Source organism: Sphingomonas sp. LH128 (genome assembly GCF_000293195.2).
Taxonomy (GTDB): Bacteria; Pseudomonadota; Alphaproteobacteria; order Sphingomonadales; family Sphingomonadaceae; genus Novosphingobium; species Novosphingobium resinovorum_A.
Genome location: NZ_ALVC01000110.1, coordinates 1 through 11477, shown reverse-complemented (window position 1 = coordinate 11477; position 11477 = coordinate 1). Strand labels below are relative to the sequence as shown.

Genomic DNA, 11477 nt, shown 5'->3' with positions numbered 1-11477 from the left:
GCCGCTGCCATCCGATAAACGACGGCAGCGGCGGCGGTTCCCGTTGGGGTCTGTCGGTAAATCCGCCGCAGGCGGATTTTGCGGTACCGGCCCCAAATGCGAGCATCCGGCCCACCCGACCTCCCACGAGCGTACCATAGATGGGAGGTCGGGTGGGGGCGTGGGCCGGTGCCGCATGAGAATGCCCCGCAGGGCATTCTCACAAGCAAATCAGGATTCCGATTCGCCGGCCGGCTTGCTCTGGAGCTGGCAGTAGTTCTGGATGCCCATGCGGGCGATCATGTCGAACTGCTTTTCGAGGAAGTCGACGTGCTCTTCCTCGCTCTCGAGGATGCGGGCGAAGATCTCGCGGCTGACGAAGTCGCGCACGGTCTCGCAGTGGGCGATGGCTTCCTTGAGCATCGGGATCGCGTCGTATTCGAGCGCGAGGTCGGCCTTGAGGATTTCCTCGACCGTTTCGCCGACGCGCAGCTTGCCCAGGTTCTGGAAGTTGGGGAGGCCGTCGAGATAGAGGATGCGATCGGCCAGCACGTCGGCGTGCTTCATTTCGTCGATCGATTCGTGGCGCTCGTACTCGGCGAGCTTCTTGATGCCCCAGTTGTCCAGCATGCGATAATGCAGCCAGTACTGGTTGATTGCGGTGAGCTCGTTGAACAGCGCCTTGTTCAGAAACTCGATAACCTTGAGGTCGCCCTTCATCGCGCGGAAACTCCTATGCTGGAGCCGCGGCCTATATCCGGCAATGTCGAGTCGGGCAAGTCAGGTCATGAATTACGCGGCGGCAGCTATTCCCATTCCGGCGGACGAAACTTCGTCGGCGATGATGTCTTCGGCTTCGTCCAGGCACTGGCGGCACTGCGGGGTGCGGCCGAGCGAGCCGTAGATCGCTTCGGCATTGCCACGCACACGGCGGGCTGCGCAGCGAAGTTCGGTCTCTCGGATGGCATTGCAGATGCACACGTACATGAGCGAATCCTTGTGTTCTTCGCTCAATATATGCGAGTGCGAATGGATCGCAATAGCGAAAATGCATCACGCCATACGATTGTTCAGCGGCTTATTGTTCAAAAGGCGGTGCTCCACGAGCGACCGCCAGAGCCATTCGAGCGGCCCGCGCCGGAAATGCCGCAGCCAGACCGGGCTCCACGCCAGCATCAGCGCCCAACCGCCGAGCACGAACAGCCATTGCCGCGCAGGCGGGATCTGACCGTAAAGTCCGAGGCCCCAGCCGTAGAACACGAAAGTCATGACGAGGCTGGTGGCGATGTAGTTGCTGAACGCCATTCGCCCGGCGGCGATCAGGCGGCGGCCGAGCCACGTCGGCGCGATTCGGGGTGCGGCGAGCACCAGCAGCCCGGCATAGCCGACGCCGCCCAGTACGTGTGGCATGGCGAGCCCCCATACGAGCGCGGCCTGCATGGCGACGGCCGGGAAATGGCGCGGCCAGGCCCAGCCGAGGAACATTACGGTCAGGGCCATCCCCGCGAACGTGCAGGCGAGCGAGACTTCGATGAGGCGCTTGCGGCGCAATGTTCCATCGAACAAGCCGGCCCGATAGAGCGCCATGCCGATCAGCATCAGCGGCAGCGTTTCGGAGAACGAGCCCGATATCATTTGGATCTGCCAGAAGGGGCGTTCGATCAACTTGACCCGCACGAGGTCGAGCCAGCCAAGCCGGGCCTCGTGCATTTCCTGCGCTGCCCAGTCGTACATCGGCTGCAGCCGGGCCGCGAGCAGGCGCAGTTGCTCCGTCGTGGCGACGTGGTCGCGCACGGCGTGTTCGGCGTCGATGGCGGTCGCGGCGTCGAACATCCCCCAGATGTGCCAGGCGTAGTAGAGAGCAAGGGCGATCCACAGCAGCATGCGGTCGCTGAGCGGGCGCATCAGCAGCGCCGCGATGCCGCAGGCGGCGTAGAGGAACAGGATGTCGCCCCACCACAGCAGCAGGTAATGCGCGATCCCCAGCAGCAGCAGCCAGCCGAGCCGTCGCAGCTGGATCTGGTCGCCGTCGCGCCCTGCCGCCTCCGCGCGTTCGTGGAACAGCACCAGCCCGGCGCCGAACAGCAGGGTGAACAGCGCCCGCATCTTGCCCTCGAAGAACAGGAAGCTGAACGCCCATGCGGCCTCGTCCAGCGGGCTGACGGGATGGAGGAGCGTCGGCGTCGTCGTGCCGATCATCGGCCCGGCGAACCCGGCGATGTTGATCGCCAGGATGCCGAGCACGGCGACGCCGCGGATCAGGTCAAGCGTTTCCAGCCGCGCCGGGGCAGCGGCGGGCGCATCCTCTTCGGCGAGGTCGGAGAGGGTCAGTCCCTGCTCGCCAGACACCCGAAGCCACCGGCGGTCAGGCGGGCACAGGCAGCGTCGGCCTCGGCCTTCGAGGCGAAGCCGGTGGCCTGCAGCTTCGTCAGCCGTCCTGCGGGCACCAGCGCGCGCGGATGACCGGCAAGTTCGGGGCGGCCCTTGATCTTGCCCCACAGCGCCTCGGCATTGCCGGGCACGCCGAAAGCGCCGAGCTGGACGCGCCACGGGCCGGAGGCTGCGGGTTTTGGTGCTGGGGGCTTGGGGGCAGGTGCCGGTTGCGGCCCAAGTGGCTTGACCGGCGCGGGCTTGATTGGCGCAGGAGCGGCGCTGCGGGGCAGGGTATCGCTCGTTCCGGCGGCGCGGGCGGCTTCGGTGACGGCGCGCTTCGCCTCGGTCACCTCTGGCGCGCGGACCGGCTCGGCCATGGCGAGGCGGGTGCCGAGTTCGGCCGAGGCGCTCTGGCGCTGGAGGTTCGCCTGCGTTTCGGCCGCGATCTTCTGGGCGAGGACGACGCTCTTCTGGCGATCGGCCAGCGGGATGTTAAGGTCCATCTGCTCCAGCGCGCTCTTGGCCTGCGGGAGCCCGGCGGCCTGCGCAAGACTGGCCAGCGCATAGGCGCGCACCCAGTCCTTGGGCACGAGGTCGCCGTTGAAGTGCGCGACGCCGAGAATGTATTGCGCGCGCGGATCTCCGCGAGCGGCCGAGTTCTGGATATAGGGCAGGGCGCGCTGGCGCTCGCCGCGCTGGAACAGCAGCAGGCCGTAGGCGTCGGCGGCCTGCACATGGCCCTTGGCAGCGGCCTTGCCGTAAAGATCCTCGGCGCGGGCCAGGTCGAGCGGCTCGCCGCGTCCCAGCTTGTAGGCCTGCGCCAGGTTGAACTGCGCGTCGGGGTCGCCCTGGTTGGCGAGCGGCTGCCAGATGCGCACGGCGTCGTCGTAATTGCCGCTGGACCACGCATCGACGCCGTCTTTTACACTGGTTCCGGCCATGTCGGCGGCGAGTCCCGCGCTCCATGCAGGCACGGCGAGCGCCACCATGGCGGCGGTGAGTATCGGGAGAATCTTGCTCACGTCGTCGGTGTTCCGGTGCTGCCCCGTAGAAGGTCCAGGATCCCCATGAACCACGGATTGTGGTAAGCTAAAAGCGTTAACGTGGGGTGCACTCTGAATCGTCACACTTGCGCCGGTGAACGCCCGGTTTCGCCCCTCTAAGCAATTAACCGTAAATTAGGAACGATCTGGCACTCCCATCGGCAGGGCACTGCGCCCGCCGTATAGGGGAATCGGTTTTGCGCGTTTTGGCTTTGGCATCGCAGAAGGGCGGATCGGGCAAGACGACGCTGTCCGGTCATCTTGCCGTGCAGGCGCAGCGCGCCGGAGCCGGGCCGGTCGTGCTGATCGACATCGACCCGCAAGGCTCGCTTTCCGACTGGTGGAACGAGCGCGAGGCGGAGATGCCGGCCTTCGCGCAGACTACCGTGGCGCGCCTTGCCGCAGATCTTCAGGTGCTGCGCCAGCAGGGTTTCAAGCTGGCGGTGATCGACACCCCGCCCGCAATTACCCTCGCGATCCAGAGCGTCATCGCCGTCGCCGAACTCATCGTCATCCCGACCCGCCCCAGCCCGCATGACTTGCGCGCCGTGGGCGCCACCGTCGACTTGTGCGAGCGGTCGGGCAAACCGCTGGTCTTCGTCGTCAACGGCGCCACGCCCAAGGCGCGCATCACCGCCGAGGCCGCCGTCGCGCTCTCGCAGCATGGCACCGTGGCGCCGGTCACCGTGCACCAGCGCACCGATTTCGCGGCCTCGATGATCGACGGCCGCACCGTCATGGAGATCGACCCGAACGGTCGCTCCGCCGCCGAGATGGCCGCCTTGTGGGCCTATGTCGCCGACCGTCTCGAAAAGAATTTTCGCCGCACGATCTTCGCCGCGCCTGCTGTCGGACAGCCGGTGCAGGGAGGCGTGCTGCGTCCGGTGGGCGGTTTCGGCCGCCGTGTTCCGGCCTGATTTGGGGTAGATGCCATGAAGAACCGCCACAGCAACAGCGCCCGTAACGCAGGCTTCACCTTGTGCTCGGCCATGGTCGCGGCGCTGCTCGCGGGCTGCGCGGGTGGGCCGCACGGTGTCGCCAGCGCGGGTGACGCGCGCGTCGCCGAGGGGCAGGTCGCCGGAGTGGACGAGGGGGCCCTTTCCAAGGTCGAGGCGCGCGTCGCCAAGTCGCCGCGCGACATGGGCGCCCGCTCGGCACTGGCGCAGGGCTATCTTGCCGCAGGTCGCTTCAATTCGGCCGCCACGACCTTCGAGGACGCGCTGGCGCTGGGCGACCGCAGCCCGCGCACGGGGCTTAGCCTCGCGCTCGCCTACATCGGTTCGGGCCGCAAGGCCGAGGCGCTCGACGTACTGCAGCGCTTTGCCAACAAGCTCCCGGCGAGCGACTACGGCCTCGCCGTGGCGCTGGCGGGCCAGCCTGCGCAGGGCGTCGAGGTGCTTTCGCAGGCCGTGCGCGGCGGCGAAAACAACGCCAAGACGCGTCAGAACCTTGCCTATGCTTATGCCCTCGACGGCCGCTGGGCCGAGGCGCGGGTGATCGCGTCGCAGGATGTCTCGGGCGATGAACTCGAAGCGCGCCTGCAAGACTGGGGCGCCAAGGCGAGCCCCGAACAGGGCCGCGCACGCGTCGCCGGCCTGCTGGGCACGCCGCTGCGCCTCGATCCGGGCCAGCCCACCGCGCTGGCACTGAACGGTATCGATCATACCCCGCGCGTGATGATGGCTGCGGCTGAGCCGGTTGCTGAACTTCCGGCCGCCGAAGAGACCGCGCCTGCTCCGGTCTTCGCCGAGGCACCTGCGCCGGTCGCTCCGGCGATGGCGTTCGCGGACGAGGCGCCGCGCCGCTCGATCGAGCGCGCTTTCGACGGTAGCCTCGCGCGCATGCAGAAGCCGCAGGTGAAGAAGGCGGCGGCGAAGGCCGCTCCGGTTAAACAGGCCGTGACTGGCCAGTCGGGCAGCCATCTGGTGCAGCTCGGCTCGTTCAGCACGATGGACGGCGCCAAGCGGGCCTGGGCGATCTTCCAGAAGCGCGACCCCTCTCTGCGTAGCCATGCGCTGCGGATCACCGAGGCCGACGTCAACGGGCGTCGCTATTACCGCGTCGCCGCCGAAGGTTTCGCGCGCGGCGTGGCGCAGTCGATGTGCTCGACCGTCAAGGGGCGCGGCGGCGAATGCCTCGCCTATGAGGATGGCCGTTCGCTGCCGGGCGCGGTCGCTGCGCGTGGCAGGCCGATGCTGGCGAGCCGCTGATCACATGACGTCGTCCCGGACTTGATCCGGGACCGCTGGCCGTGAACAGCCCACCCATCGGCGGGGTGGCTTGCCGAATGGCCCATTCCTAAAGATAGCCATCGGTCCCGGATCAAGTCCGGGACGACACGAGTTTCGCTACCTTCGCCGGTTTGCTTTTGGCCAAAAGGCGCTAAGAACGGGCCATGACCGAAGAGACCGCCTCCGAAGCCCCCGCCGCCCCGGCCGTACCCTCGCGCAAGGTCTCGATGATCGGCCTCGGCACCATGGGCGGCGCGATCGCGCGCCACATCGCGCAGGCCGGGCACGAACTGACGATCTACAACCGCACGCCCGAACGCGCACGCAAGTGGCGCGACGCCAACCCCGGCCTCGCCCACCGCATCGCCGCCAACCCGGCCCACGCGGCGCAGGACGCTGACGTGGTCATCACCTGCGTCGGCAACGACGACGACCTTGCCGACGTCGTGCTCGGCCCCAACGGGGTGTTCCGCATGCTCAAGCGCGGCGGCACTTTCATCGACCACACCACCGTCTCGGCGCGCATCGCCCGCCAGATCTCGGTCGAGGCGCGCGACCTCAAGATCCACTGCGTCGACGCGCCGATGACCGGATCGCAGATCGGCGCGGAGAACGGCACCCTCACCCTGATGTGCGGCGGGCGCGACGATGCGCTCGAAGCCGCACGGCCGATCATGGAGAGCTACTCCAGCCGCATCGTCCACGTCGGCAAGGCGGGTTCGGGCCAGATCGCCAAGATGGCCAACCAGATCTGCATCGCCGGCAACGTCGCGGCTTTGGCGGAGGCGGTGCGCTTCGCGCAGGCCTCGCACCTCGACATGGACAAAGTCTACGAGGCGATTTCGGGCGGCGCCGCGCAGTCGTGGCAGATGGACAACCGCTGGAAGACCATGGACGCGGGCGAATTCGACTTCGGCCTTGCGATCGACTGGATGCGCAAGGATTTGGGCCTCAGCCTCGAGGAAGGCCGGGGCCTGGGCGTCTCGCTGCCGGTGGCGGCGCTGGTCGATCAGTTCTTCTCCGACGTGCAGGCCACGGGCGGCGGGCGGCTCGACACGAGCGCCATCATCAAGCGTCTCCCCCAGAAGGGTAAATCGTGAAGTCATGGATTGCGGCAGCGGCCACGCTGCTTTCGGGTACGGTGCTGGCAACTCCCGCCGTCGCCGACGTGCTGGTGGACAACGTCGAGGGCGTCACCCCTGACGGCAAGGGCGGCGTGGAGCGCTTCGAGGGCTTCCTGATCAACCCCCAGGGCAAGATCGCCCAAGTCTTCCACAAGGGCGACAAGCGACCCAAGAAGGTGGACTACAAGGTCGACGGCAAGGGCCGCATCCTCGTGCCCGGCATGATCGATGCGCATGGCCACGTCATGGCGACCGGCTTCGCGAAGATGACGCTGGACCTGTCGATGGCGAAGTCGCTCGACGAGGCCCTTTCGCGCATCGCCGCATGGACCGCCGCGCATCCCGAGGCGCCGTGGATCCTCGGCGGCGGCTGGAACCAGGCGAGCTGGGGGCTGGACCGCATGCCCACCGCCGCCGAACTCGACACCGTGACCGGCGGCAAGCCCGCCTGGCTCACCCGCATCGACGGGCACGCGGGCTGGGCCAACTCCGCCGCGCTGGCCGCTGCGGGCGTGACCGCCAGCACCGCCGATCCGGCAGGCGGCGAAGTGCTGCGCGTCGCGGGGTCGAAGGCCCCGGCGGGCGTGCTGGTCGACGCCGCCACCGCGCTCGTCGAGAAGAAGCGCCCCAAGCCTCGCCCCGAGGATGCCGACACCGCTTTCGGCGAAGCGCAGCTGCAGTTCCTTGCCGCGGGCGTCACCACCGTGGCGGACATGGGCACCTCGATCGAGGACTGGCAGACCTTCCGCCGCGCCTCCGACAAGCACCAGCTGCGCATGCGCGTGGTCGCCTATGCGGGCGGGATCGAAGCGATGACGCTGATCGGCGGCCCCGGCCCGACACCGTGGATCGACGACGACCGGCTCAAGATGAACGGCGTGAAGCTCTACCTCGATGGCGCGCTGGGTTCGCGCGGGGCGTGGCTCAAGGCGCCTTATGCCGACGATGCCGCCACCAAGGGCCTGCCGCAGATGAGCCAGACCCAGCTCGGCAACCTGATGAGCCGCGCGGCGATGGACGGCTTCCAGGTCGCGGTCCACGCCATCGGCGATGAGGCCAACGCCACCGTGCTCGATTCGATCGAGGAACTGTCGCAGACCTACAAGGGTGATCGCCGCTGGCGCATCGAGCATGCCCAGATCGTCGACCCCGCCGACATCCCGCGCTTCGGCCGCAACGGCGTGATCGCCAGCATGCAGCCGCAGCACGAAGCCTCCGACCGCGTCATGGCCGAGGCGCGCCTCGGTCCGCAGCGGCTGGCGGGCGCCTATGCATGGAAGTCGATCGCGGCGGCGGGTGCGAAGCTGGCCTTCGGCTCCGACACCCCGGTCGAGCCCGCGCATCCCTTCGAGGGCCTCGCGGTGGCGATCAGCCGCACCGGCGCCGACGGCCAGCCCATGGGCGGCTGGCAGCCGCAGGAGATCCTGACCCGCGAGGCGGCGCTGGGCGCCTACACCACCGGCGCGGCGTACTCGCTGTTCGCCGAGGACCGCCTCGGCCGCATTGCGCCGGGCATGCGCGCGGACTTCCTGTTCGTGGACGAAGACCCGATGACCGCCGCCCCGCAGGCTTTGCGCGGCACGCATGTGCTGGAAACGTGGATCGGCGGGCGGCTGGCATGGTCGGCCGCGCAGGACGGCGGCAAGGCGGGGGTGCGGCGGTAACCTTCAGAGCGCTACAGACAGCGGACTGCGCTCAAATAATAATTCTGACTTTTTAATATAGATCATCGTATCGATCTCCCGATACAGCGAACGTTGCCTCGAACGGCGAAAGCGTAAGATCTGTTTTACAAGTTGCGCAATGGACAGTCTCGCCTCCGTTATGCTTGGCCTTGACGTGTAAAATAGATTTTTTCCCATTCTCGAAGCACGTTGTACAAATTCGATGAAAGGGTTCCGTGGATCGGAAATCGGCTTTCAAGTCGTATGTGAAGGCACCGAGAGGCGATTGAGTTAATTGATAGCGCAAGCGCTCATCGTCCCATCGCGCCCGAACCGCAAGCTGTGCTCGCAACCCTTCAATTTCGCTGCGCAGTTCTGACATTTTTTCACGATCGGCCAACGTGGCCTGCTGTGCATCAAGCAACTGCCGCAGTATATCCACTATAGCGAGCTTGATATCCGTTTCGGAATTGAGAGCCGCTACACCCCGTGTCATGTCTATCGCGGCTTTAATTCCGTCATATGCGGCTTTAGCTTCTGCAATTCCAACCATCATTCCCTCGTGGAAAACCCGTAGCCATAATTAGACGGTGATCGAGGCAGGTCGCCATAGCCCCAACTTATTTTCCACATTCTCACAGCACCGATTAAATTCGATCATCCTCGCGAAAGCGGTCCATCAGGTGCATCCGTTCGTGAAGGATGGTGACGATGCCCACCGTAGCGTCACCAAGCAGCCTCCAGTAGACGTAGTGGTGCTCATGACGGCAGTAATAGCCGTCCACGCCGAATTCGACCGGAATGGCGCGCCATGGCTGGTCGCACCGCGCGATCCGCTCGAAGCAGGCGAACAGGCCGCGAATGTAGGCTTCCGCCTGCGCCTCGCCCCATGTGTCGCGTGTATATACGAAGATTTCGTCGAGCCGCCGGCCAGCGATCGCGGAGACCGTGAAGCCGGCCATTTCAGCCGCCATCTCAACTGGGGCGATTGCGTGCGATCACCGCTTCCGCATCCAGCGAAGAATAACTCGATTCGGGCGCGGCGAACGCCCGGTGCAGTTCGGCTTCGAGCCGCTGGAACTGCTCCGCTTCGAGCCGCGCCTTGTCGCGTCGGATCAGGTCGCGGACATATTCGCTGACGTTTTCGTAGGAGCCATGCTCGCCCACGTTGGCGGCCACGAAGTCGCCCAGCGCGCCGCCGATCCGGACATTGAGGGTCATGGGCTTGTTCATCACACGCACCTTTCGCCCCAATATAGTGGAATATCGAGGACGCTGGCAAGCGAGCCCGGCGTCACTCCGCCGCCCATTACTCCGCCGCAGCGTGTCCGGCAGCCTTGGCGGCTTCCTCGACGGCTTTTTCCTCGCGCGCGCGGTCCTTGGCGTCGCGGCGTTCGGTGAACCACATCAACACCAGCGTGCCCTCGAACAGCAGCAGCAGCGGCACCGCCAGCAGCAGCTGCGAGACGACGTCGGGCGGGGTCGCCACGGCGGCGACGATGAAGATACCGACGATCGCATAGCGCCGCGCGCCCACGCACTGTGCGCGCGTCACCATGCCCGCCCGGTTGAGCAGCATCAGCAGCACCGGCAGCAGGAAGCTGATCCCGAACGCCAGGATGAACTGCATCACCAGCGCGAGGTAATCCCCCGTGCCCGGCAGCGCCTCCAGCTTGAGCCCGCCCTTCTGTCCCTCGAACGTGAGGAAGAAGTGGAACGCCGTGGGCATCACCACGTAGTAGGCCAGCGCCGCGCCCATCGTGAACAATACCGGCGTCGCGATCAAGAAGGGCAGGAACGCCTTCTTTTCCTTGGCGTAGAGGCCGGGCGCCACGAACTGCCAGATCTGGTTGGCGATCACCGGGAAGCTGACGAAGAACGCCGCGAACATCGCGATCTTCACCTCGACGAAGAACGCCTCGTAGAGCTTGGTGTAGATCAGCTTGCCCTGTCCGGGCGGGAACGCCTCGGTCAGCGGGCGGACGAGGAAAGCGAAGATGTCGCCCGCGAAGTAGAAGCACACCGCGAAGGCCAGCGCGAAAGCCATGAAGGCGCGCAGCAGGCGGCCCCGAAGCTCGATCAGGTGATCGAGCAGCGGCGCCTGGGTGTCGTCGATATCGGAAATGCGGAAGGGCTGCATGGTTTCTGCCTCAAGCCACGGATCAGGGCGGCGGGGGAGGCAGGTGCAGCTCGGCCTGCCGGTTTTCGGTCTTCACCTCTGCGGATTTCTCGGGCGCGTCATCGGCAACGGGCGATACCGCAGGTTCAGGCTGCGAAAGGGCAGGTTCCGAAACGGCGGGCGCCTGCATGTCGTCGGCAGTAGGATTCATCGAGGGGAGCTGCGGGCTCGCCTTCATGATGGCCTCGTTCTGCTCGCGCCACTTGCGCTCCATTTCCTCCAGTTCGGCCTCGCGCACCATGGCGTCGATGCCGGACCGGAAATGGTTCGACATCTTGCGCATCTTGCCGATCCAGCGGCCAGCCGTGCGCAGCGCCATCGGCATGTCCTTGGGACCGATGACGACGACCGCCACGATGACGATCATCAACAGTTCGGATGCACCGACGTCGAACATCCCCGATCAGCCCCGAGCGCTCAGGCCTGTTCGTTCTTCACTTCGGTCGCGGTCGGCGCCGGATCGGCCTTCTGCGACGAGATCTGGGCGGCGGGAGCCGAGGCTTCCTGGGCCTTTTTGGCCTCTTCCTCGTTCATGCCGTCCTTGAAGCTCTTGATGCCCTTGCCGAAGTCACCCATGATTTCCGAAACGCGGCCGCGTCCGAACAGCACGAGCACGATCACGAGAACGATCAGCCAGTGCCAGATCGAGAAGCTACCCATAACCTCAACTCCAAAAGCGCGGTCGATTCCGACCGGTCATAGGGGGCATGTAGGCGCTTTGATGCCAAGTTGCCAGCCCGTCATGGTTATGTCCTTCACCGGTCGCACGTCAGTCATCTTCGGAATCCGCGTTGTCCGGTATGCGAGGATTCTTGCTGCCCAGCGCCGTCTCGATCATGTCCTCGTCAACCGGGTCGAGCAGGCCCGCCGCGCGCAATTCGTCG

14 protein-coding genes are annotated in these 11477 nt (G+C 66.1%); 4 read left to right on the top strand and 10 right to left on the bottom strand.

The window, feature by feature from the left end; all coding sequences use genetic code 11:
- Positions 1-210 precede the first annotated feature (210 nt).
- From bfr to LH128_RS09215, 4 genes are all read right to left on the bottom strand, one after another.
- Complete coding sequence (gene bfr, locus LH128_RS09230) at positions 211-699, bottom strand: bacterioferritin (RefSeq protein WP_008829349.1); 489 nt, start codon at positions 697-699, stop codon at positions 211-213.
- A 72-nt stretch (positions 700-771) separates the two neighbouring features.
- Positions 772-966: a (2Fe-2S)-binding protein gene (locus tag LH128_RS09225; RefSeq protein ID WP_008829348.1), complete on the bottom strand. Its 195-nt coding sequence runs from the start codon at positions 964-966 to the stop codon at positions 772-774.
- Positions 967-1032: 66 nt separating this feature from the next.
- Complete coding sequence (locus LH128_RS09220; RefSeq protein WP_008829347.1) at positions 1033-2328, bottom strand: DUF418 domain-containing protein; 1296 nt, start codon at positions 2326-2328, stop codon at positions 1033-1035.
- Positions 2307-3374: an SPOR domain-containing protein gene (locus LH128_RS09215; protein WP_008829346.1), complete on the bottom strand. Its 1068-nt coding sequence runs from the start codon at positions 3372-3374 to the stop codon at positions 2307-2309. The genes LH128_RS09220 and LH128_RS09215 overlap by 22 nt, the downstream gene beginning before the upstream one ends.
- A gap of 218 nt (positions 3375-3592) precedes the next feature.
- On the opposite strand from LH128_RS09215, the gene LH128_RS09210 reads away from it, so the two are divergent.
- The 4 genes from LH128_RS09210 to LH128_RS09195 all read left to right on the top strand — a co-directional run bounded on the left by LH128_RS09210 (position 3593) and on the right by LH128_RS09195 (position 8414).
- Positions 3593-4312 carry an AAA family ATPase gene (locus LH128_RS09210; protein ID WP_008829345.1) on the top strand — a complete coding sequence of 240 codons (720 nt, stop codon included), beginning with the start codon at positions 3593-3595 and terminating at the stop codon, positions 4310-4312.
- A gap of 15 nt (positions 4313-4327) precedes the next feature.
- On the top strand, positions 4328-5605 hold the full coding sequence (locus LH128_RS09205) for an SPOR domain-containing protein (RefSeq protein WP_008829344.1): 1278 nt from the start codon (positions 4328-4330) through the stop codon (positions 5603-5605).
- A 185-nt stretch (positions 5606-5790) separates the two neighbouring features.
- Positions 5791-6726 carry an NAD(P)-dependent oxidoreductase gene (locus LH128_RS09200; RefSeq protein ID WP_008829343.1) on the top strand — a complete coding sequence of 312 codons (936 nt, stop codon included), beginning with the start codon at positions 5791-5793 and terminating at the stop codon, positions 6724-6726.
- On the top strand, positions 6723-8414 hold the full coding sequence (locus LH128_RS09195) for an amidohydrolase (protein WP_008829342.1): 1692 nt from the start codon (positions 6723-6725) through the stop codon (positions 8412-8414). The genes LH128_RS09200 and LH128_RS09195 overlap by 4 nt, the downstream gene beginning before the upstream one ends.
- 52 nt (positions 8415-8466) lie before the next feature.
- On the opposite strand, the gene LH128_RS33280 is transcribed toward LH128_RS09195, so the two are convergent.
- The 6 genes from LH128_RS33280 to LH128_RS09170 form a co-directional block, all read right to left on the bottom strand.
- A complete protein-coding gene (locus LH128_RS33280) occupies positions 8467-8970 on the bottom strand; it encodes a hypothetical protein (RefSeq protein WP_327195121.1) in 504 nt (167 codons plus the stop codon).
- A gap of 91 nt (positions 8971-9061) precedes the next feature.
- Positions 9062-9376: a type II toxin-antitoxin system RelE/ParE family toxin gene (locus LH128_RS09190; protein ID WP_008829341.1), complete on the bottom strand. Its 315-nt coding sequence runs from the start codon at positions 9374-9376 to the stop codon at positions 9062-9064.
- A 13-nt stretch (positions 9377-9389) separates the two neighbouring features.
- Complete coding sequence (locus LH128_RS09185) at positions 9390-9647, bottom strand: ribbon-helix-helix domain-containing protein (protein WP_008829340.1); 258 nt, start codon at positions 9645-9647, stop codon at positions 9390-9392.
- A 76-nt stretch (positions 9648-9723) separates the two neighbouring features.
- Positions 9724-10554: a twin-arginine translocase subunit TatC gene (tatC, locus tag LH128_RS09180; RefSeq protein WP_008829339.1), complete on the bottom strand. Its 831-nt coding sequence runs from the start codon at positions 10552-10554 to the stop codon at positions 9724-9726.
- Between the two features lie 22 nt (positions 10555-10576).
- Positions 10577-10990, bottom strand: coding sequence for a Sec-independent protein translocase protein TatB (gene tatB, locus LH128_RS09175; RefSeq protein WP_008829338.1), 414 nt, complete (start codon positions 10988-10990; stop codon positions 10577-10579).
- Between the two features lie 20 nt (positions 10991-11010).
- Positions 11011-11253: a twin-arginine translocase TatA/TatE family subunit gene (locus LH128_RS09170; RefSeq protein WP_008829337.1), complete on the bottom strand. Its 243-nt coding sequence runs from the start codon at positions 11251-11253 to the stop codon at positions 11011-11013.
- Positions 11254-11477 lie beyond the last annotated feature (224 nt).

What these genes read in the sequence shown, in the direction of transcription:
- bfr (WP_008829349.1), bottom strand. Translation starts at nt 699, where the DNA reads ATGAAGGGCGACCTCAAGGTTATCGAGTTTCTGAACAAGGCGCTGTTC.
- LH128_RS09225 (WP_008829348.1), bottom strand. Translation starts at nt 966, where the DNA reads ATGTACGTGTGCATCTGCAATGCCATCCGAGAGACCGAACTTCGCTGC.
- LH128_RS09205 (WP_008829344.1), top strand. Translation starts at nt 4,328, where the DNA reads ATGAAGAACCGCCACAGCAACAGCGCCCGTAACGCAGGCTTCACCTTG.
- LH128_RS09200 (WP_008829343.1), top strand. Translation starts at nt 5,791, where the DNA reads ATGACCGAAGAGACCGCCTCCGAAGCCCCCGCCGCCCCGGCCGTACCC.
- LH128_RS33280 (WP_327195121.1), bottom strand. Translation starts at nt 8,970, where the DNA reads ATGATGGTTGGAATTGCAGAAGCTAAAGCCGCATATGACGGAATTAAA.
- LH128_RS09190 (WP_008829341.1), bottom strand. Translation starts at nt 9,376, where the DNA reads ATGGCCGGCTTCACGGTCTCCGCGATCGCTGGCCGGCGGCTCGACGAA.
- LH128_RS09185 (WP_008829340.1), bottom strand. Translation starts at nt 9,647, where the DNA reads ATGAACAAGCCCATGACCCTCAATGTCCGGATCGGCGGCGCGCTGGGC.
- tatC (WP_008829339.1), bottom strand. Translation starts at nt 10,554, where the DNA reads ATGCAGCCCTTCCGCATTTCCGATATCGACGACACCCAGGCGCCGCTG.
- tatB (WP_008829338.1), bottom strand. Translation starts at nt 10,990, where the DNA reads ATGTTCGACGTCGGTGCATCCGAACTGTTGATGATCGTCATCGTGGCG.
- LH128_RS09170 (WP_008829337.1), bottom strand. Translation starts at nt 11,253, where the DNA reads ATGGGTAGCTTCTCGATCTGGCACTGGCTGATCGTTCTCGTGATCGTG.